Below are 19,918 nucleotides of genomic sequence, written 5' to 3' on the forward strand. Positions count from 1 at the left end.
ATGGTGTACGGCTATTTTTTACCAGGACGCCTTGCGACGGTAGCGGGCCCGGTGGTAAAACGCTTATACGTTGAACGTATAAGTGGAAAGATAATGAAAAGAGTTGAGCGTATAGACAGGGTGGAGTTAATGCGAACGTTTGTCCGTATTGTTGAGGCTGGTTCACTCTCTGCTGCGGCACGCCAGCTGGCAACAACCCAGGCCACGGTGAGTCGACGGCTGCAATCGCTTGAGACGATGCTGGGCGTACGCCTGATGTTGCGCACCACCCATACGACACGGCTGACGGATGACGGTGAACGCTGCTATCAGCACGCTCGTCGGGTGATTGACAGCTGGCTGGCACTGGAAGATGAGGTGGGGCAGACGGAAGATGAACCGGTAGGTGTGCTGAGGGTGCGGGCACCGCACGCGTTTGGTCAGGATCAACTCCTGCAACCGTTAACCGAGTTTTTGCAGCGTTATCCGCAGCTTTCCATTGAATGGTTGCTCAACGATCGGTCGGCTGATTTTCTCGGTGACAACCTTGATTGTGCTATTCGGGTGGGGGCAGAAGTCGATCCGGCGACCGTATCCGTGCTGCTGGCGGAAGTGCCGCGCTCGGTGGTGGCATCTCCGGCATTACTGGCCCGTTTCCCGGCGGTTAACACGCCTGAGGATTTGCAACCGTTTCCGTGGATTGCCATTAACTCTTTCTACCAGCGTCATGTAGAGCTTTTTCATGATGCGTCGTCAGCCACCGCGCGAATTGACATTACTCCGCGCCTCAGCACCGACAGCCTGTATGTTGCACGTAAAACGGCACTCACCGGGCTGGGTGTGGCGGTAGTGTCAAGCTGGACGGTACATGACGATATTCGGGAAGGGCGGCTGGTGCATGTGCTGCCAGAGTGGCAACCGGCGGCATTACCGGTGCATCTGGTTTATCCCTGGTCTCGTTATTATCCTGCGCGTTTGCGGCGTTTTCTGGAGTTGATGCGGCAGGTCATGCCGGAGGTAACGGGAATGAGAAAGCCCGTGCAGCAGCCATAAAAAAGCCGACCCGAAGGTCGGCTTTCAGCGCCAGCGTCCGTTATTCAACAGACTGCGGACGGGTGGCTGGTGCAGTAGCCTTGTGCGTAGCACTGTGACCACCGGCTGCACCTTTACCTTCGAAGTTGAATTCCGGGCGAACCCAGTCGCTGTGACGCGGTGCTTCAGGCACATAATCCGGTGCCGGAGCACGTGTCATCGGCGCTGTTGCAACGTGAACTGGCGCAGGCGCGGCGACAATCTTAACCGGCTCTGGCTCCACTTCAGGCGCTTTCACGTCTTCGACAACCGGTTCAACCTGAATCTCAACGTCCTGAACAACGTCTTCAGCGGTGGTTTCGACGATGGCTTCAGCGGTCTCTTCCACTGCGGCTACAGGTTCAGCCTCTTCAGCGACGTCCTTAGCGACCACGACATCTTCTTCAGCAATCAGCTGTGGAGCGGCTTCAACCGGCGCGGCAATCACTTCAGGGTGCGTGGTTTCGACTTCTACAGCCTGAGGTTCTGCTGTTTCAACAGCCTGAGGCTCAACCACGGTTGCGGCTTCAGTCACGACCTCTTCAACCGCGGCGACAGGTGCAATCACCTCTTCGGTCACAGCCTGTTCTTCAACAGCCTGCTCCGGGCGAGCAACCGGGTAACGGATCCAGACTTTGCCGGATGCCATTTCAGGTGACGCGCACGCGACGGTCAACGGCATTGGAGACTGAGTCGGGTAACGCTCGTCACGGTAACGACGACGACGCTGGCCGCTGACGCGCAGATGACGCGGAGAACGACGTGAACGGCGCGGCATGCCTGCGTTGTCACGGTTTTCCCCATTCTCATCCTGCTCAACGTGATTTTCCACAACGGCTGGCAGATCAACTTTTGCAATCTGCGTACCCGTTGCGGCTTCCGGTACTTCAGCCACTACAGCTGCGGTTTCTTCTGCCTGAGGAGCACCAATGCGCACTTTCTGCGTCAGCTGGCGCTGCTTACGACGTGGCATAACCTGAGTACGTTCTTCCTGCTCGCTGTCCTGCTGCTCTACAGGCTCTTCGCGGTTCAGATTTTTGACTTCCTGCTGCGCCTGACGTTTCTCGTCGTTACGACGACGGCTACGTTCGCGACGTGGCTGCTGGTCGTCACGCTGTTTGCCTTTCTCAGACTCATCGCCCGCCTGCTGGCGAATTTCACGATCTTCAACGTTCTGCTGTTGTTTCTCGCGACGGTTGCGACGGTTGTCTTCGCGTTGCTCACGGCCTTCGCTGTTGTCTGAACGGTTGTCACGACGGTCGTTACGATCGTTACGGTCGTTGCGGTCATTACGATCGCGGCGGTTGTTCTGACGTTTACGACGATCCTGCTGACGCTCAGGTTTAGCCGCTTTTGGTTCTTCTTTCGGCTGCTCTGGCTGGACTTCTTCACCCGCAAACATCTTTTTCAGCGCGCCGAAGAAGCGGCTCAGCAGACCCGGTTGCGCCGGCTGGGCTTTCGGTGCAGCGGCTTCTGGTTTCTGCACGACAGGTTTAGTGACCGGTTTTTCCAGGGCCGCTTCTGGCGGTGCTTCTGGCATGATGAAAGTGGCTAACGCAGGCTGCTCTGGCAGTTTGCGCTCGGCGGGTTCCTCATCGGAAGGCAGCGCCATCTCTTCTTCATGCAGCTTCGGCAGCAGGTAGCTGAGAGTGGTCGTCTCTTCGCCCTTACGCACGCGCAGCACGTGATAGTGTGGGGTCTGCATCTGGTCGTTTGGCACGATGATACAGCGAACGCCGCCCTGACGTGCTTCGATAGCACTTACCGCTGCACGTTTTTCGTTCAGCAGGTAAGAGGCAACGGGCACCGGCACAATGGCGTGAACCTCTTTGGTGTTCTCTTTCAGCGCTTCTTCTTCAATCAGACGCAGAATGGAGAGGGACAGAGATTCGTTATCACGCACGGTACCGGTGCCGGAGCAGCGCGGACAAACGTGATGGCTGGACTCGCCGAGAGACGGGCTCAGACGCTGACGAGACATCTCCAGCAGGCCAAAGCGTGAGATATGGCTAATCTGGATACGCGCCCTGTCCTGACGCACCGCTTCGCGCAGACGGTTTTCAACCGCACGCTGGTGGCGTACAGGGGTCATGTCGATGAAGTCGATAACAATCAGACCACCCAGATCGCGCAGGCGGAGCTGGCGGGCGATTTCATCAGCGGCTTCGAGGTTAGTGTTGTAGGCGGTCTCTTCGATGTCACCGCCGCGTGTAGCACGCGCGGAGTTGATGTCGATAGCGGTCAGCGCTTCAGTGGTATCGATAACGATAGAACCGCCGGAAGGCAGACGCACTTCACGCTGGAAGGCTGACTCAATCTGGGATTCAATCTGATAGTGGCTGAACAGCGGGATTTCACCGGTGTACAGTTTGATTTTGCTGGTGAAATCCGGACGACCCAGTGCGGCGATGTGCTGGCGAGCCAGTTCAAGCACTTTTGGGTTGTCGATCAGGATTTCACCGATGTCCTGACGCAGGTAGTCACGGAAGGCACGCACGATAACGTTGCTTTCCTGGTGGATCAGGAACGGAGCAGGGCGGCTTTCTGCAGCTTTCTGGATAGCTTCCCAGTGCTTCAGGCGGAAGCTTAAGTCCCACTGCAGCGCTTCGGCAGATTTGCCCACGCCTGCGGTACGCACGATAAGCCCCATGCCATCCGGCAGCTCAAGGCTTGCCAGCGCTTCTTTCAGCTCGGTACGGTCATCACCTTCGATACGGCGAGAGATGCCACCCGCACGCGGGTTGTTTGGCATCAGCACCAGATAGCTCCCTGCCAGGCTAATAAAGGTAGTCAGTGCGGCACCTTTGTTGCCACGCTCTTCTTTATCAATCTGGACGATAACTTCCTGACCTTCACGCAGAACATCTTTGATGTTTGGGCGGCCATGGGCGTTGTAGTTGGCAGGGAAATATTCGCGGGCGATTTCTTTCAGAGGGAGGAAACCATGACGCTCAGCACCGTAATCAACAAATGCAGCTTCAAGGCTGGGTTCAATGCGGGTGATTTTACCTTTGTAAATGTTCGCTTTTTTCTGTTCGTGTCCAGGACTTTCGATATCCAGATCGTACAGGCGCTGCCCATCCACAAGGGCGACACGCAACTCTTCTTGCTGAGTTGCGTTGATTAACATTCTTTTCATCGTAACTTACTCGTTATTCTTACATTGACGACAAAGCTGCGGGCAAGGTGACGCTTTCCGGGGTATGAACCGATGGCCTCGTGTCTGTTCACGTCGCCAACCTCACGGTTGTCGCTCGCTTAAGAGGCGCAGAGTGTCGGTTGCCTGTATTTCATACGGAAACACAGCGCAATTATCAGGGGAATTGCCTGGGTAGAACTCTCCAGAGAACAATCCTTATACCGGGAAGTACTGCAACCCGCAGCCCGCTAACTGCCTGAAAGATCAATACGTCTTACGCCATTGCTGCGTGGATGATCGGTCAGGCAAAATTGGTCATTCCGTCAACATCCTTACGTAACCAGGATTTAACACGGAAAACGGCTTCATTATTCCACTGCTCGCCGGGTTATAGCAAGATGACTTTTACCAATTATCACCCGGTTACTCACAGTTTCTTCACTTCAAAACGGTGATTGGTTTAATAACCACCAAATCGATTGCGTGAAACGGGGTGCAGGCCGGACAAAAGTAAATATAAGCATAGAAAAATGAGTGGCGCTAATGGCTGACGATATTTAGAATCGCCAACCATGAAAACAGAGACTCCAGCCGTAAAAATGGTTGCTATCGCGGATGATGACGCGGGGCAACGTATCGACAACTTTTTGCGTACCCAACTGAAAGGGGTGCCAAAGAGCATGATTTACCGCATCCTGCGTAAGGGCGAGGTGCGGGTTAACAAAAAACGCGTGAAGCCCGAGTACAAACTCGAGGCGGGTGATGAAGTGCGCATTCCGCCGGTGCGCGTTGCCGAGCGTGAAGAAGAGACCGTTTCACCTAAATTACAGAAAGTGGCGGCTCTGAGTGATGTGATCCTGTATGAAGACGACCACATTCTGGTGCTGAACAAGCCGTCAGGGACCGCAGTCCACGGCGGTAGCGGCCTGAGCTTCGGCGTGATTGAAGGGTTACGCGCGCTGCGTCCGGAAGCCCGTTTCCTCGAGCTGGTTCACCGTCTTGACCGCGATACCTCCGGCGTGCTGCTGGTGGCGAAAAAGCGTTCCGCGCTGCGTTCCCTGCATGAGCAACTGCGTGAGAAAGGCATGCAGAAAGATTATCTCGCGCTGGTGCGCGGTCAGTGGCAGTCCCATGTGAAAGTGGTGCAGGCGCCGTTGCTGAAGAACATTCTGCAAAGCGGTGAGCGCATCGTCCGCGTAAACCAGGAAGGGAAACCGTCTGAGACGCGCTTTAAAGTTGAAGAGCGCTATGAGTTTGCCACGCTGGTACGCTGCAGCCCGGTGACGGGGCGTACCCATCAGATTCGCGTGCATACCCAGTTTGCGGGCCATCCGATTGCGTTTGATGACCGCTATGGCGATCGCGAATTTGATAAGCAGCTGGCGGGAACCGGCTTGTCTCGTCTGTTCCTGCATGCGGCTGCGCTGAAGTTTACCCATCCGAATACCGGGGAAGTCATTCGTATTGAAGCGCCGCTGGATGAGCAGTTGAAACGCTGCCTGAAGGTTTTGCGCGGCTGATTATGTGCCGGGTGGCGCTGCGCTTACCCGGCCTACGAAACCTGTAGGCCCATGCAAGCGAAGCGCCGCTGGGCAAACGTCACAGGGTCAGCGGATTACACGCTTCTCTGCGCAACATCTGGCACAGTGCAATCAGCGGTAATCCCACCAGCGTATTCGGATCGCGACCGTCCAGCTTGTCGAATAGCGCAATCCCCAATCCTTCACTTTTAAAACTTCCCGCACAGTTCAGCGGACGCTCCCGGCGTACATAATCCATGATCTCCTGCTCGCTGAGATGGCGGAAGTGCACGTCAAAAGGCTCACACTCCGTTTGCAGATGACCAGAGGCGGAGTTATAGAGCGCCAGACCCGTATAAAAGGTCACAATGTTGCCACGCGCCTGCATAAGCTGTTTGAACGCGTTCTCTTCAGTGTGCGGTTTACCTGTTATTTCTCCGTCCAGCACACAAACCTGATCGGAGCCTATAATCAAGTGTGAAGGATAGCGCGCGGCGAGCGACTGTGCCTTCTCCTTAGCGAGACGGCTCACCAGATGTCGTGGTGATTCACCAGGCTGTGGCGTTTCATCAACATCCGGTGCGGCGCATTCAAACGGGATCCCTAGCTTTTCCAGCAACATTCGGCGGTAAGGAGAAGTGGAGGCAAGGACGAGATTTGGCATATTTTTATCACCAGATATAGCGTATCGATGCCAGCCATTTTAAACTACAGGCCGCAATGTGTGCGAATAATTGGCAAAAGGCAGCTCTGGTTGCCTTTTTCTTTGACTCTATGACGTTACAAAGTTAATATGCGCGCCCTATGCAAAAGGTAAAATTACCCCTGACTCTTGATCCGGTTCGTACGGCTCAAAAACGCCTCGATTACGAAGGTATTTATACTTCCGATCAGGCTGAGCGTATTGCCGAATCCGTAGTCAGTGTGGACAGTGATGTAGAATGCTCCATGTCGTTCGCTATCGACAACCAGCGTCTCGCCGTTTTAACCGGTGATGCAAAGGTGACGGTAACCCTCGAGTGTCAGCGTTGCGGGAAACCGTTTGTACAGCATGTTCACACAACGTATTGTTTTAGTCCGGTTCGTTCTGACGAACAGGCTGAAGCACTCCCGGAAGCGTATGAGCCGATTGAGGTTAACGAATTCGGTGAAATCGATCTTCTGGCTCTGGTTGAAGATGAAATCATCCTCACCTTGCCAGTGGTTCCGGTGCATGATTCTGAACACTGTGAAGTGTCCGAGGCGGACATGGTCTTTGGGGAATTGCCTGATGAAGCGCAAAAACCAAACCCATTTGCCGTATTAGCCAGCTTAAAGCGTAAGTAATTGAGGAGTAAGGTCCATGGCCGTACAACAGAATAAACCAACCCGTTCCAAACGTGGCATGCGTCGTTCCCATGACGCGCTGACTGCAGTTACCAGCCTGTCTGTAGACAAGACTTCTGGTGAGAAACACCTGCGTCACCACATCACCGCTGACGGTTTCTACCGCGGCCGCAAGGTTATCACTAAGTAATCACGCGTCAGCGTGATTAGGCTTAGTGAAGATTTCCCCGTGCAAACGGGGAAGTTACCGAACCAGGCTGCGACGATACCTTGACACGTCTAACCCTGGCGTTAGATGTCATGGGGGGAGATTTTGGCCCTTCCGTGACAGTGCCTGCAGCATTGCAGGCACTGAATTCTAATTCGCAACTCACACTTCTTTTAGTCGGTAATCCCGACACAATCACGCCATTACTTGCAAAAGCTGACTTTGAACAACGTTCACGTCTGCAGATTATTCCTGCGCAGTCAGTTATTGCCAGTGATGCCCGGCCTTCGCAGGCGATTCGCAACAGCCGTGGGAGCTCAATGCGGATCGCGCTGGAGCTGGTGAAAGAAGGGCGAGCGCAGGCTTGCGTCAGTGCGGGAAATACCGGCGCGCTGATGGGGCTGTCGAAATTATTGCTCAAGCCGATTGAGGGCATTGAGCGCCCGGCGCTGGTGACGGTATTACCGCATCAACAAAAGGGCAAAACGGTGGTGCTGGATCTCGGTGCTAACGTGGATTGTGATAGTACCATGCTGGCTCAGTTCGCCGTGATGGGATCGGTGCTGGCAGAAGACGTGGTCGGGATTAAGAATCCCCGCGTGGCGTTATTAAATATTGGTGAAGAAGAGACCAAAGGCCTGGACAGCATTCGCGAAGCTGCTGAAATGCTCAAACAGGTTCCCTCCATCAACTATATTGGTTATCTCGAAGCCAATGAGTTGCTGACGGGGAAAACGGACGTTCTGGTGTGCGATGGCTTCACCGGGAACGTCACGTTGAAGACCATGGAAGGGGTCGTGCGCATGTTCCTTTCTCTGCTGAAATCTCAGGGAGAGGGCAAAAAAAGTGCCTGGTGGCTGATTTTATTGAAGCGTTGGTTACAAAAAAGCCTGACGCGGCGATTCAGTCACCTCAACCCCGACCAGTATAATGGCGCCTGTCTGTTAGGATTGCGCGGCATTGTGATTAAGAGTCACGGAGCCGCCAATCAGCGAGCATTTTCTGTCGCCATTGAACAGGCAGTGCAGGCGGTGCAGCGACAAGTCCCTCAGCGGATTGCCGCTCGCCTGGAATCTGTATTAGCTAAAAGTGACTGAGCGTACATGTATACGAAGATTTTAGGTACCGGCAGCTACCTGCCAAAACAAGTGCGTACCAACGCCGATCTGGAAAAAATGGTAGATACGTCTGACGAGTGGATTGTCACGCGCACAGGTATCCGTGAACGTCGTATCGCCGCGCCAGACGAAACCGTGTCCACCATGGGTTACGAAGCCGCACAGCGTGCTATCGAAATGGCGGGCATTGATAAAGAACAGATTGGCTTGATCGTGGTCGCTACGACGTCTGCCACGCATGCTTTCCCTAGCGCAGCGTGCCAGGTGCAAAACATGCTCGGTATTAAAGGCTGTCCGGCGTTTGACGTTGCCGCCGCGTGTGCAGGCTTTACCTATGCGCTGAGCATTGCCGATCAGTATGTTAAATCGGGTTCCGTCAAATATGCGCTGGTGATCGGTGCTGACGTACTGGCGCGTACCTGCGATCCAACCGATCGCGGGACGATCATTATTTTTGGTGATGGTGCAGGCGCGGTGCTGCTGGGGCAGTCCGAAGAGCCGGGTATCATCTCTACGCATTTGCATGCCGATGGTCGCTACGGTGAACTGTTAACGCTGCCTAACGCCGATCGCGTTAATCCGGATAACGCTATTTACCTGACCATGGCGGGTAATGAGGTGTTCAAGGTGGCGGTGACTGAGCTTGCGCACATTGTCGATGAGACGCTGGAAGCGAACAACCTTGAACGTACCGCACTCGACTGGCTGGTACCGCATCAGGCGAACCTGCGTATCATCAGCGCGACAGCTAAAAAGCTGGGCATGTCGATGGATAACGTTGTGGTGACGCTGGACCGTCACGGCAACACCTCTGCGGCGTCAGTACCGTGCGCATTTGATGAAGCGGTACGCGACGGACGAATCAAACGGGGCCAGTTGGTCTTGCTTGAAGCCTTCGGTGGCGGGTTCACCTGGGGTTCCGCGCTGGTTCGTTTCTAGGATAAGGAATAAAAAAATGACGCAATTTGCTTTTGTGTTCCCGGGCCAGGGTTCTCAAACCGTTGGGATGTTGTCTGAAATGGCAGCAAACTACCCGGTCATTGAAGAGACTTTTCGTGAAGCTTCTGACGCGCTGGGTTATGATCTGTGGGCGCTGACTCAACAGGGTCCGGCCGAAGAGCTGAACAAAACCTGGCAGACCCAGCCAGCATTGCTGACCGCCTCCGTTGCACTGTGGCGCGTCTGGCAGCAGCAGGGTGGTAAAGCCCCCGCGCTGCTCGCGGGTCATAGCCTGGGAGAATACTCTGCGCTGGTCTGCGCCGGTGTGATCGCGTTTGCTGACGCGGTGCGTCTGGTAGAACTGCGTGGTAAATTCATGCAGGAAGCGGTGCCGGAAGGCACGGGTGGCATGTCTGCCATTATCGGCCTGGATGATGCCGCGATTGCAAAAGCGTGTGAAGAGTCTGCTGAAGGTCAGGTGGTTTCTCCGGTTAACTTCAACTCGCCAGGCCAGGTTGTTATCGCCGGTCATAAAGAAGCGGTTGAACGTGCCGGTGCTGCCTGTAAAGCTGCAGGCGCGAAACGTGCACTGCCGCTGCCGGTGAGCGTGCCGTCTCACTGTGCACTGATGAAGCCCGCTGCCGAGAAACTGGCGGTTGAGCTGGAAAAAATCACTTTTAACGCACCGACGATTTCCGTTGTGAACAACGTCGATGTGAAATGCGAAACCGCGCCGGAAGCCATCCGCGACGCGCTGGTTCGCCAGCTCTACAGCCCGGTACAGTGGACCAAAACCGTTGAGTTTATGGCCGCTCAGGGTGTTGAGCAACTGTATGAAGTCGGCCCAGGTAAGGTCCTCACCGGTCTGACAAAACGTATTGTTGACACCCTGACAGCGTCCGCGATTAACGAGCCGGAAGCGATGTCAGCGGCACTCTCGCAATAAATGAGGAATACCATGAGTTTTGAAGGAAAAATTGCCCTGGTCACTGGCGCAAGCCGTGGTATCGGGCGCGCAATTGCTGAAACACTGGTTGCGCGCGGCGCGAAAGTGATTGGTACAGCAACCAGCGAGAATGGCGCTCAGGCCATCAGCGAATATCTGGGGGCAAACGGTAAAGGTCTGGTACTGAATGTGACCGAACCTGCATCTATCGAATCTGTTCTGGAAAATATTCGTGCAGAGTTTGGCGAAGTGGATATTCTGGTAAACAATGCCGGGATCACTCGCGACAACCTTCTGATGCGAATGAAAGATGATGAGTGGAACGATATTATCGAAACCAACCTGTCATCTGTATTCCGTCTGTCAAAAGCGGTAATGCGCGCTATGATGAAAAAGCGTCATGGTCGTATTATCACTGTTGGTTCTGTGGTTGGTACCATGGGAAATGCTGGTCAGGCTAACTACGCTGCGGCGAAAGCGGGTCTGATTGGTTTCAGTAAGTCGCTGGCGCGTGAAGTCGCGTCCCGCGGGATTACTGTAAACGTTGTTGCTCCGGGCTTTATTGAAACGGACATGACGCGTGCGCTGACCGATGAGCAGCGTGCGGGTACACTGGCGGCAGTTCCGGCGGGTCGTCTTGGCGACCCTAAAGAAATCGCCAGTGCGGTTGCATTTTTAGCCTCTGACGAAGCGGGTTACATCACTGGTGAAACCCTCCACGTCAACGGCGGGATGTACATGGTTTAATCACGATCGAAAATATTTGCGTTATTAGGGCAAATGGCCTCAAAATAACGTAAAATCGTGGTAAGACCTGCCGGGATTTAGTTGCAAATTTTTCAACATTTTATACACTACGAAAACCATCGCGAAAGCGAGTTTTGATAGGAAATTTAAGAGTATGAGCACTATCGAAGAACGCGTTAAGAAAATTATCGGCGAACAGCTGGGCGTTAAGCAGGAAGAAGTTGTGAACTCCGCTTCCTTCGTTGAAGACCTGGGCGCAGATTCTCTTGACACCGTTGAGCTGGTAATGGCTCTGGAAGAAGAGTTTGATACTGAGATTCCGGACGAAGAAGCTGAGAAGATCACCACCGTTCAGGCTGCCATTGATTACATCAACGGCCACCAGGCGTAAGTGAACATCTCCAGGCGGTCATTCGACCGCCTGAGTTTTATCTTTTTTAGTCCCACGAATCTCTTTTTTTATCCCTCCCTGGAGGACAAACGTGTCTAAGCGTCGTGTAGTTGTGACCGGACTTGGCATGTTGTCTCCTGTCGGCAATACCGTAGAGTCCACCTGGAAAGCTCTCCTTGCCGGTCAGAGCGGCATCAGCCTAATCGACCATTTCGATACTAGCGCCTATGCAACGAAATTTGCTGGCTTAGTAAAGGATTTTAACTGTGAAGAGATCATCTCGCGCAAAGAACAGCGCAAGATGGATGCCTTCATTCAATATGGAATTGTCGCTGGCGTTCAGGCCATGCAGGATTCTGGCCTTGAAATTACGGAAGAGAACGCAACCCGTATCGGTGCCGCTATCGGCTCCGGGATTGGCGGTCTTGGCCTGATCGAGGAAAACCATACATCCCTGATGAATGGCGGCCCGCGTAAAATCAGCCCGTTCTTCGTTCCGTCCACGATTGTTAATATGGTGGCGGGTCACCTGACCATCATGTTTGGCCTGCGTGGTCCAAGCATTTCAATCGCGACTGCTTGTACGTCTGGCGTACATAACATCGGCCAGGCCGCGCGCATGATTGCGTACGGCGATGCAGATGCTATGGTTGCGGGTGGTGCAGAAAAAGCCAGTACCCCTCTGGGTGTCGGTGGTTTTGGTGCAGCGCGTGCGCTCTCTACCCGTAACGATAATCCTCAGGCGGCAAGCCGTCCGTGGGATAAAGACCGTGACGGTTTCGTACTGGGTGACGGTGCGGGCATGCTCGTGCTGGAAGAGTACGAACACGCGAAAAAACGCGGCGCGAAAATTTATGCTGAAGTCGTTGGCTTTGGTATGAGTAGCGATGCTTATCACATGACGTCTCCTCCGGAGAATGGCGCAGGTGCTGCGCTGGCAATGGAAAACGCGATCCGTGATGCGGGCATTACGCCAGCTCAGATTGGCTACGTGAACGCGCACGGTACCTCTACACCTGCAGGCGACAAAGCGGAAGCTCAGGCTGTTAAGTCTATCTTCGGCGAGTCTGCCAGCCGCGTACTGGTCAGCTCCACGAAATCCATGACCGGTCACCTGTTGGGTGCGGCGGGTGCAGTAGAGTCAATCTACTCTATCCTTGCGCTGCGCGATCAGGCGGTTCCACCAACCATCAACCTGGATAACCCGGATGAAGGTTGCGATCTGGACTTCGTGCCTCACGAAGCGCGTCAGGTTAGCGGTATGGAGTACACCCTGTGTAACTCCTTCGGCTTCGGCGGTACCAATGGCTCGCTGATTTTCAAACGCGTGTAATGGTTTCTTGCCCATAAAAAACGGAGCGCATAGCGCTCCGTTTTTTTTAGTTCACATTTTTGTTACTGATAGGTGAAAGTGAACTGGACGGTGGTGTTAAATTCGCCTGCCGTGACGGTTCCCGTAGGGGTATAGAGGCGGGCCGCGAGAGGAAACTGCGCATTGTGCGTTGTTCTGTCTACATCGACGGTAATCGAGCCCGCGGGTGAGATCTCGGTGAGATGATCGCGGGTCATGATCTGCATCGCCATGCCTGTTGCATCCCCGCTGCTATTAGCAAATTTTGTCTGATCGTCACTGTCTGAATCGCCGGTCAAGGTAGCCTTAACACGTGTCGTTGAGCTGGGGCAGGATGAAAGCGTGAGTGAAAAATCCTGCCATTCTCCGGTTGCCCCAACGCGACTAAAGTTTACCGCTCGTGCTTGATCGAACCTTACTGTCTGATTTTTGGATCCCGCATCCACGGTACAGGCAGACGCCACGACCGTGCCGCTCAGATCGATAGTGGTTGCCTGCGCGGAGCTACAAAGTGCAAACACCAGGCATGCGAGAGTAGATTTTACCCGTTCTATCATCATCCCCATCCTGCATTACTGATAGGTAAAGGTGGCCTGTGCCTGGCCGATAATGGTGCCTGGCATCACGTTGCCGTTGGAAACTGCTCGGGCGCGCATTTTCAAATCATAGGCGTGCGTACTGCTGCTGATGGCGACATTTTGCAACGTGGCGCCACTCTTGTAAGCCGTGTTAGTCGTTTCGTCGGTCAACTCCAGCTTCAGGTTAGTGGCCGTTCCGGTATTTTTATAATAGTTAGTATCGGTATCCGCTGTACCGCCAAAAGTAACGCTAAAGCTGGACGTTGAAGCAGGGCAGTTTGTTAATGCAAGCGTAAAGTTAGTCCAGTTTGTTGCACTTCCGGCAGTGGCCAGACTATCAGCCTGTATATTGTCACCTAATTTTACCGCCAGCGAGGGGCTATCTCCATTGACCACACAGGGTGAGGCAACAACCGTGCCTGTAATGTCAATATTGACCGAGTTGGCTGAACACGTGCCAGAAAACAGACCTCCGCAGAGCGTTGCCAGAATCGCTATTTTTTTTCCATTCGCGATATTCATTTTCATTCCTTATGTATTAGTTGTAGGTTACTTTAAGTTCAATGGCCGATTTCACATTGCCAGCAGTAACGGTTGCAGCGTCATCAATATAATAAGCGACCTTAAAATCGGGCAGGGTGTAGTCGCCTGAGCCGTCATAAAGGCCCAGATTGATCTCACTGTTGATCTTATGTGCAGAACCATCGGCGTTCTGTACCTGAATATAGACATTGCTGGCGTAACCATCGCCAGTGACCGTATTTAATACCCCATTATTGGCATTGTGTGCGCCGTATACCGCGAATAAGTTATAGGTGATCCCATTAATCGCGCCAGGGCAGTTTTTCAACTCAACTTTGGGTACGTCGGTAATGTTTGATGCGCCACTTGCCAGGCTTGCGCCATACAGTGGGGATAATTTTATTTCCTTTGGTGCGTTAATAGTACAGGCAGTTATAATTGGCTGACTGACTACGCCGGACAGAATCAGGCCCGAATCTAACGCAACACCATCACCATCAGGGTTATGTACGTTCATGGTTACGTCGGGGACAGAAATAATAGTACCTGCTGGTATTTTTTCACTTAATCTGACCAGGCGATACCATACATGGTAGTAACCGTCACGCGCGCTACCATCGACAATTGGCAGATTGATGCGGTAATTGGGAGCTGTGGGATTATCTTGCGGAGAATATCCTGGTACAGATGAAACATGGACCTGATATTGAATACCAATACCTGGATTGCTTGTTGCCCAGGTCACATTGTCGGCAAGTAATTGTCCGTTAACAGACAAATCAATATAGGAGTTTTTTCCTTCGCCGGGGATAGTCTCGGTATAAATGGAATCATTATCATACCAGTCTGTCGTGCCGCCCACGACATTCGGTATAGATAATGTAGAAAATCCATGGTGCATGACATGGAAAGATTGAACTTCAATATAATTTGCGTAGGCGCAATTTATGCCTGACAGACCACATGGAATAAAAATAACAGGGGTTAGCCATTTTTTAAGCATTTTATTTAACGACATGATGCGTTGACCTCTACAATTGCGCTTGATGATGTGCTCTCTGGTAATTGCCAGCGGGTATGACACTGCTTATTTGCACCCCATTTAACGGTTGCACTTCCCTGAAGTGACATACCAGCCAGATAAACCTGTCCACCATCACCGACAATCGAGGTGGTTTTTGCGTTCTTGTCGTCAGTCACGATTGCACCAAACGGAACAGGGCGCCCGTCACGACGGGTTAACGTCATCAAAACGCGTTTACCCACACGTGTGTCAAAATGTGCCCGGACAATAGCCCCTCGGGTTGGCGTGACCGTTTTCGCAGAAAGCTCAACGTCGGCATCATCCGGCAGTTGTTCGGTATTCAGCGACAGCGTGTTTTCACGGTATGGGCTGATAAACGGCACAACGGTATAGCCGCGGAAATCGGTGCTGACGCCCGTCTGGTTAGTGATATCAACACCGCTTGCTCCCGGCGCTTCAACCAGAGCGACGGTCTCACCTAATTCCTGACTCAGCGTAATGCCATTTGCATGCGCAACCACACCGCCGCTGATACCATAATTTACCCGGCGCTGATCGTGGTCGTAACTGTAGGCGCTGTTCATTCTGGCATAGGTACCCTGATAGTCCAGGCTGGCGCTACCACCGTTACCCTCATCGTGGTTCGTCTCGCTTTCCTGCACGCTCCAGTTGAGGTTCTGATCTTGCAGCGCGGTGCCATTCAGCCCGACCGTATGGCTGGTGCTGCTATGTTTACTGGTATTGAGGTTGTAGGTGGCGCGACTGCTGCTGAGCCAGCGATCCAGCGGCACGCTGATACTCATTGAGAACACCTGGTCCTCGCTGTAAACGGTGTCGCTGTCGCGGGCATCAGTGGTGTTACGGTTAAAGCTGTAGTTCAGGCTCCAGGTGATGCCGTTCCAGCTGTTGCTGTAACCCGCGCCGATTGAGCGCATTGTTCGGTCGCTGTTCCAGTAATCCTCGCTGATGGCGTTTAACGAGATGGACCCCGCGCCTTCCCAGAGATTCTGGTTAAGCAATATCTCGGCACGATTACGCCGGCGTTCGGTATTGTCCTGCCAGTTACTGTCCCGCCAGGTGTCGAGTACTTCCTGCAGGGTGTAATAGCCTGAAGTTGAGTAGCGATAACCCGAAATGGCGATATTGGTCCCCGTTTCGAGAATGTTTTTACTGTAACGAACCCGCATTGACTGGCCGATCGCTTTTTCCTGATCCTGTTGGGTTGACCAGGCCTGCGTGCCATCGACGGATACGGCTCCTAGCCCACCAAAGTTTTTACCGATCCCCACAAGTAGCGACTGATAATGTTGCGATAGCTGTCCGCCGCCGTAGGCGGTAAATCCTGCTGGCAGGCCGTAGATGGCCGAGCCCTGAGTAAAGAATGTTTTATCGACGGCGCTGTCGTAAGGACGGTACTGACCGCTGGTCAGGCTGTACTTTAAACGACCTTCACGCTGTAGAACCGGCAGTGAGGCGAAGGGGACCAACTGGTGCTGTTCGCTGCCGTCAGCTTCTTTAATCGTCACGTCCAGATCGCCGCTACTGCCCGTGGGATACATGTCAGTGATCTCAAATGCCCCCGGCGACACATAGCTTTGGTAAATGGTGTAGCCGTTTTGTTTAATGATGACCTGGGCGTTGGTCCGGGCAATTCCGCGAACCACCGGTGCGTAGCCGCGCAGGCTGTCAGGCAGCATGTCGTCATCGGAGGCCAGTTGCGCACCCCGGAAAGGCACGCTGTCAAACAGATCGGAAGGGGAGTTGCTTTCGCCAAGTGTCAGCTGACTTTTGAGCGCGATAATATTTCGCTGAGCGTAGGTATATGCCGAATCCCAGTTATTCTGGGTATTGTCGCCGCTGGTATTGCGTGACCAGGTGCTGTAGTTACGAACGCGCCATGGGCCGATATTTAGCCCTGGGCGCAGGTTCAGGTAATAGCTGTCTGAATCGGTCATATCAGAGTGACGAGCCTGGGTGTTGCCGCCTGTAAAGCTGTAATTAAGCAGCAGCGCATTGATGCCTTCATCCAGGCGTTCTGGAGCAATATATCCACGCGCCTGGTTATTCATCGCCGCCTGAGGGATGCTCAACAAAAGTTGCTGTTTATTGAAGACGAACTGAGTAGCAGCGTTGGGAATAGCGGCCAGGTTTGCGCAATGGTTCTCTCCGGTCAGTTGCGGAAATTGCTCGGTTCGGACGCCAAAGTCACGTAGCATCTCCATGCTTATGCACGGTTGCAATGATGTCTGGCCGTGACTGTCCTTTTGCATGCTAAATTCAATGTCATGTGTGCCAGTCAATGTCTGATTGACCAGCACGTCAACGCGATAAGTACCCGGCATTTGGCCAACACCTTCTTCAAAGGCACTCAGGTCAGAAATGTCTTTACCTGGACCGTCAATACCCAGTAGCGCGGGGTTAAAATATTCCCGGGCACAGGCAGGGTGCGACAACGAGAACGTACACTGCAATGCGATGAAGCAGGCCAGCCTGGTTGGCGAGATCTTATTTTTTTTAGCTCTGATCATTCCGTGATCCTTTCGGAGTCCGAGTATCTAATGAGTGATTACTGCGTCTGGTGTTCCGCGCCAGCTGCGCCGAAGTCACTGATAATTTTCCAGCGAATATTGCCTTTGGCATTTGCCGGAAGACTGAAGGTCGCGCTGGACATGGGCGCAACGTATGTCGCATCCGTAACCGTACTGGCACCGACTTTGACTTCGCTGAAGTTCATGTAATAGGGGGTTGGGTTACTGACCGTAAGCTGTTGATCGCTGCGTTTCCAGCTAAGCTTGCTGGCAAACTTTTCCGGCATCTCAGTAAGCGATGCGGGGCGATAAATGAGTTTGATACGTGTCTTAATCGCAATCTGTAGGGTATTTACGTTGTCTAACTTTTCTGTTGCCGGAATGGTTTTAATGTTCATCCAGAACAGTGACTCACGATCCTGTGGCAGATTCCCGCCCGTATTAATAATACGCAGTTTGTTTTCTTCATTGCCAGCTAAGCGGAACAGGGGCGGCGTGACGATAAACGGTGTTTTACTGGTGTCGTTTTCATCTTTATCAACCCATGACTGAATTAAATAGGAGTATGGGTCTGGGTTTTTGACGTCCAGGGAAGATTCTTTTTTGTCTGCATGATATATAATGCGAGTGCCTCCAATAATAACACCCGCTTGCGCTGTTGCCATTGAAAAAACAAATGCAGCGGCGATTAATGAATTCACTAATTTCATCTGGTTAACCTCAAAATAGCAATGCCGGGAAGCCCCGGCATTGCTTATAGCCAAAGGCGGAAATTTATCGCGCGATGATTAATTGTATGCCAGCGTAAAGTTAGCGGTACCGTTAGCGGAACCCGCCTCAACGGTAGCGGCAGTTGCGATATACTGTGCGCTGAAATTCATGGTAGCGGTGCCAGCAGTCGCATCGATGGTCGCTGCTTTAGATGCGGTTGCCAGCGGTAACGCGGTGCCGTCGCCGTTCAGCAACTGAATAGCAACGCCTTTGGCAACGCCAGTGGTGCCTGCGCCGGTGACTTCCAGATAGTCATTATTAGTGGCGTCTGGTTTGCCGGTGTATTTCACAACAACAGCTTTGCCTTTCAGGTCTGCCGGGCACTCAGACAGTTTCAGAGTAAAGCGAGTATTCGCGGCAACGGAACCAGCCTCTGGCAGAGCAGTTTTAGCGATATCACCTAACTTGACGGTCTGCGGCGCGGTCATGGTGGTGTCAATTTTACAACCTTGCTCGATGATATTACCGGTGAAATTTACCTGTCCATCATCGGCCTGCGCGGCAGAAACCATTCCGAGTGTAGTGATTAAGGCAACAGCCGCTACTTTTCCTTTCATTGATAATGTCCTTGAAGAGTGTGATTGATATAAAACACAGGTGAGTACTCATGGCACACGATGTGATGATGCTCGATAGTTTTCAGCAAGAAACATTGTCTTGTGTTTTTAAAACCATCTTGCGCACTTGGGTATTCACATGGGGGATTATATCTATGTGCTAAAATATGAACTATAAACTATATCTAATGAGTGTTTTTAATTTAACTTTAATAATCCTATCCGTGAATAATATTTCATTTATTCATTAATAGATGAATAGCATTTCTCTCATGTATACAGGCGTAGGCGCGCCCAACCTTCCTGTGCTTTTTTACATTTATTCGAAGATAACAGACTTGCGATATCCTCTTTCACCTGCCACCCTAGTCAGGTATTTATATGGAGGGTGAATGTATCTAATTAATGGTGAGTTACAAAAAAAGTTAGATGTGAACGATCGTAGCGTTCAGTTTGGGGATGGTTGTTTTACCACTGCTCGAATTAGCGGCGGCGTTGTTTCACTTTTCAGCCACCATCTGACACGTTTGCAGACGGCCTGCACAAGGTTGGCTATCCCGTTTGATGCATGGGAAACCCTTGCTGCGGAAATGCGGGATATGGCGCAAAAACAGGGTGACGGCGTGTTAAAGGTCGTTATCACGCGTGGAGCTGGCGGTCGCGGCTATAGCCCCGCAGGCTGTCAGCAACCGGTGCGCATCCTGAGCGTTTCTGAATATCCTACGCATTACGCACGCTGGAAAGAAACCGGCGTAACGCTTGCTCTCAGCCCGATCCCCTTGGGTCGCAACCCTTATCTTGCAGGAATGAAGCACCTCAACCGCCTTGAGCAGGTGCTGATTCGTTCTCATCTTGAGCAGACGGATGCCGATGAAGCCCTTGTCCTTGACAGCGATGGGTGGCTTACGGAATGCTGTGCCGCAAATCTGTTCTGGCGCTGTGGGCAGGATGTCTTTACCCCACGCCTCGATCAGGCGGGCGTAAACGGCATTATGCGGCAGTTTATTATCGCCCAACTTGCACTGACCGCGTATCGCGTTGTCGAAGTGAATGCGCCGCTAACGGCGCTCGCGCAGGCTGATGAAGTGCTTATCTGTAACGCGCTAATGCCGGTTGTCCCCGTACAGCGCTACGCAGAGCGAGAGTGGCCCGCGCGCGAACTTTACCACTATTTAGCCCCAATTTGTGAGTCGTCCGATTAGC

The 19,918-nt window shown here is 52.8% G+C and carries 19 protein-coding genes; 11 read left to right on the forward strand and 8 right to left on the reverse strand.

From position 1 onward, the window contains the following. On the forward strand, positions 1-1,032 hold the full coding sequence (locus ACOTYN_RS17630) for a LysR family transcriptional regulator (protein ID WP_078310215.1): 1,032 nt from the start codon (positions 1-3) through the stop codon (positions 1,030-1,032). Between the two features lie 40 nt (positions 1,033-1,072). Here the strand turns inward: ACOTYN_RS17630 and rne are convergent, their stop codons facing one another. Next, a complete protein-coding gene (gene rne, locus ACOTYN_RS17635; RefSeq protein ID WP_023332692.1) occupies positions 1,073-4,189 on the reverse strand; it encodes a ribonuclease E in 3,117 nt (1,038 codons plus the stop codon). A 572-nt stretch (positions 4,190-4,761) separates the two neighbouring features. Here rne and rluC point away from each other — a divergent pair. Then, a complete protein-coding gene (gene rluC / locus ACOTYN_RS17640; RefSeq protein ID WP_014883373.1) occupies positions 4,762-5,709 on the forward strand; it encodes a 23S rRNA pseudouridine(955/2504/2580) synthase RluC in 948 nt (315 codons plus the stop codon). A 79-nt stretch (positions 5,710-5,788) separates the two neighbouring features. Here the strand turns inward: rluC and ACOTYN_RS17645 are convergent, their stop codons facing one another. Continuing rightward, complete coding sequence (locus ACOTYN_RS17645) at positions 5,789-6,373, reverse strand: Maf family protein (RefSeq protein ID WP_023332694.1); 585 nt, start codon at positions 6,371-6,373, stop codon at positions 5,789-5,791. Positions 6,374-6,513: 140 nt separating this feature from the next. Here ACOTYN_RS17645 and yceD point away from each other — a divergent pair, with 140 nt between their 5' ends. From yceD to fabF, 8 genes are all read left to right on the forward strand, one after another. Continuing rightward, positions 6,514-7,035, forward strand: a complete 522-nt coding sequence (yceD, locus tag ACOTYN_RS17650; RefSeq protein ID WP_014883375.1) for a 23S rRNA accumulation protein YceD — start codon at positions 6,514-6,516, stop codon at positions 7,033-7,035. A gap of 16 nt (positions 7,036-7,051) precedes the next feature. Then, entirely contained in the window at positions 7,052-7,225 is a 174-nt protein-coding gene (rpmF, locus tag ACOTYN_RS17655; RefSeq protein WP_003857964.1) for a 50S ribosomal protein L32, read from the forward strand. 80 nt (positions 7,226-7,305) lie between these two features. Next, positions 7,306-8,340 (forward strand): phosphate acyltransferase PlsX, encoded by a 1,035-nt coding sequence (plsX, locus tag ACOTYN_RS17660; RefSeq protein WP_014883376.1) that lies wholly within the window; start codon positions 7,306-7,308, stop codon positions 8,338-8,340. Between the two features lie 6 nt (positions 8,341-8,346). Then, complete coding sequence (locus ACOTYN_RS17665; protein WP_023332696.1) at positions 8,347-9,300, forward strand: beta-ketoacyl-ACP synthase III; 954 nt, start codon at positions 8,347-8,349, stop codon at positions 9,298-9,300. Positions 9,301-9,316: 16 nt separating this feature from the next. Then, entirely contained in the window at positions 9,317-10,246 is a 930-nt protein-coding gene (gene fabD / locus ACOTYN_RS17670) for an ACP S-malonyltransferase (protein ID WP_014883378.1), read from the forward strand. 12 nt (positions 10,247-10,258) lie between these two features. Beyond that, positions 10,259-10,993 carry a 3-oxoacyl-ACP reductase FabG gene (fabG, locus tag ACOTYN_RS17675; protein WP_008500795.1) on the forward strand — a complete coding sequence of 245 codons (735 nt, stop codon included), beginning with the start codon at positions 10,259-10,261 and terminating at the stop codon, positions 10,991-10,993. A 154-nt stretch (positions 10,994-11,147) separates the two neighbouring features. Beyond that, the gene (gene acpP, locus ACOTYN_RS17680) at positions 11,148-11,384 is read left to right on the forward strand and encodes an acyl carrier protein (protein WP_003857954.1); all 237 of its coding nucleotides are present in this window, start codon (positions 11,148-11,150) and stop codon (positions 11,382-11,384) included. A 91-nt stretch (positions 11,385-11,475) separates the two neighbouring features. Continuing rightward, complete coding sequence (gene fabF, locus ACOTYN_RS17685; protein WP_014883379.1) at positions 11,476-12,717, forward strand: beta-ketoacyl-ACP synthase II; 1,242 nt, start codon at positions 11,476-11,478, stop codon at positions 12,715-12,717. Between the two features lie 62 nt (positions 12,718-12,779). Here fabF and ACOTYN_RS17690 read toward each other — a convergent pair whose 3' ends face one another. The 6 genes from ACOTYN_RS17690 to ACOTYN_RS17715 form a co-directional block, all read right to left on the reverse strand. Then, entirely contained in the window at positions 12,780-13,301 is a 522-nt protein-coding gene (locus ACOTYN_RS17690; RefSeq protein WP_032636988.1) for a fimbrial protein, read from the reverse strand. A gap of 6 nt (positions 13,302-13,307) precedes the next feature. Next, positions 13,308-13,835, reverse strand: coding sequence for a fimbrial protein (locus tag ACOTYN_RS17695; protein WP_047361706.1), 528 nt, complete (start codon positions 13,833-13,835; stop codon positions 13,308-13,310). Positions 13,836-13,851: 16 nt separating this feature from the next. Next, entirely contained in the window at positions 13,852-14,853 is a 1,002-nt protein-coding gene (locus ACOTYN_RS17700; RefSeq protein WP_023338248.1) for a fimbrial protein, read from the reverse strand. Beyond that, positions 14,844-17,387, reverse strand: coding sequence for a fimbria/pilus outer membrane usher protein (locus tag ACOTYN_RS17705; RefSeq protein ID WP_071922377.1), 2,544 nt, complete (start codon positions 17,385-17,387; stop codon positions 14,844-14,846). The genes ACOTYN_RS17700 and ACOTYN_RS17705 overlap by 10 nt, the downstream gene beginning before the upstream one ends. A 38-nt stretch (positions 17,388-17,425) precedes the next feature. Then, the gene (locus ACOTYN_RS17710) at positions 17,426-18,097 is read right to left on the reverse strand and encodes a fimbrial biogenesis chaperone (protein ID WP_014883384.1); all 672 of its coding nucleotides are present in this window, start codon (positions 18,095-18,097) and stop codon (positions 17,426-17,428) included. A 78-nt stretch (positions 18,098-18,175) separates the two neighbouring features. After that, complete coding sequence (locus ACOTYN_RS17715) at positions 18,176-18,715, reverse strand: fimbrial protein (RefSeq protein ID WP_014883385.1); 540 nt, start codon at positions 18,713-18,715, stop codon at positions 18,176-18,178. 392 nt (positions 18,716-19,107) lie between these two features. Here ACOTYN_RS17715 and pabC point away from each other — a divergent pair, with 392 nt between their 5' ends. Further along, a complete protein-coding gene (pabC, locus tag ACOTYN_RS17720; RefSeq protein ID WP_014883386.1) occupies positions 19,108-19,917 on the forward strand; it encodes an aminodeoxychorismate lyase in 810 nt (269 codons plus the stop codon). Position 19,918 lies beyond the last annotated feature (1 nt).

It is taken from the genome of Enterobacter cloacae complex sp. IR5458 (assembly GCF_049238025.1).
GTDB lineage: Bacteria > Pseudomonadota > Gammaproteobacteria > Enterobacterales > Enterobacteriaceae > Enterobacter > Enterobacter kobei.

Excerpts from the sequence above, each read along its gene's own strand:
- ACOTYN_RS17630 (WP_078310215.1), top strand. The coding sequence starts at position 1 with ATGGTGTACGGCTATTTTTTACCAGGACGCCTTGCGACGGTAGCGGGC.
- rne (WP_023332692.1), bottom strand. The coding sequence starts at position 4,189 with ATGAAAAGAATGTTAATCAACGCAACTCAGCAAGAAGAGTTGCGTGTC.
- rluC (WP_014883373.1), top strand. The coding sequence starts at position 4,762 with ATGAAAACAGAGACTCCAGCCGTAAAAATGGTTGCTATCGCGGATGAT.
- ACOTYN_RS17645 (WP_023332694.1), bottom strand. The coding sequence starts at position 6,373 with ATGCCAAATCTCGTCCTTGCCTCCACTTCTCCTTACCGCCGAATGTTG.
- yceD (WP_014883375.1), top strand. The coding sequence starts at position 6,514 with ATGCAAAAGGTAAAATTACCCCTGACTCTTGATCCGGTTCGTACGGCT.
- rpmF (WP_003857964.1), top strand. The coding sequence starts at position 7,052 with ATGGCCGTACAACAGAATAAACCAACCCGTTCCAAACGTGGCATGCGT.
- ACOTYN_RS17665 (WP_023332696.1), top strand. The coding sequence starts at position 8,347 with ATGTATACGAAGATTTTAGGTACCGGCAGCTACCTGCCAAAACAAGTG.
- fabD (WP_014883378.1), top strand. The coding sequence starts at position 9,317 with ATGACGCAATTTGCTTTTGTGTTCCCGGGCCAGGGTTCTCAAACCGTT.
- fabG (WP_008500795.1), top strand. The coding sequence starts at position 10,259 with ATGAGTTTTGAAGGAAAAATTGCCCTGGTCACTGGCGCAAGCCGTGGT.
- acpP (WP_003857954.1), top strand. The coding sequence starts at position 11,148 with ATGAGCACTATCGAAGAACGCGTTAAGAAAATTATCGGCGAACAGCTG.
- ACOTYN_RS17690 (WP_032636988.1), bottom strand. The coding sequence starts at position 13,301 with ATGGGGATGATGATAGAACGGGTAAAATCTACTCTCGCATGCCTGGTG.
- ACOTYN_RS17695 (WP_047361706.1), bottom strand. The coding sequence starts at position 13,835 with ATGAATATCGCGAATGGAAAAAAAATAGCGATTCTGGCAACGCTCTGC.
- ACOTYN_RS17700 (WP_023338248.1), bottom strand. The coding sequence starts at position 14,853 with ATGTCGTTAAATAAAATGCTTAAAAAATGGCTAACCCCTGTTATTTTT.
- ACOTYN_RS17705 (WP_071922377.1), bottom strand. The coding sequence starts at position 17,387 with ATGATCAGAGCTAAAAAAAATAAGATCTCGCCAACCAGGCTGGCCTGC.
- ACOTYN_RS17710 (WP_014883384.1), bottom strand. The coding sequence starts at position 18,097 with ATGAAATTAGTGAATTCATTAATCGCCGCTGCATTTGTTTTTTCAATG.
- ACOTYN_RS17715 (WP_014883385.1), bottom strand. The coding sequence starts at position 18,715 with ATGAAAGGAAAAGTAGCGGCTGTTGCCTTAATCACTACACTCGGAATG.
- pabC (WP_014883386.1), top strand. The coding sequence starts at position 19,108 with ATGTATCTAATTAATGGTGAGTTACAAAAAAAGTTAGATGTGAACGAT.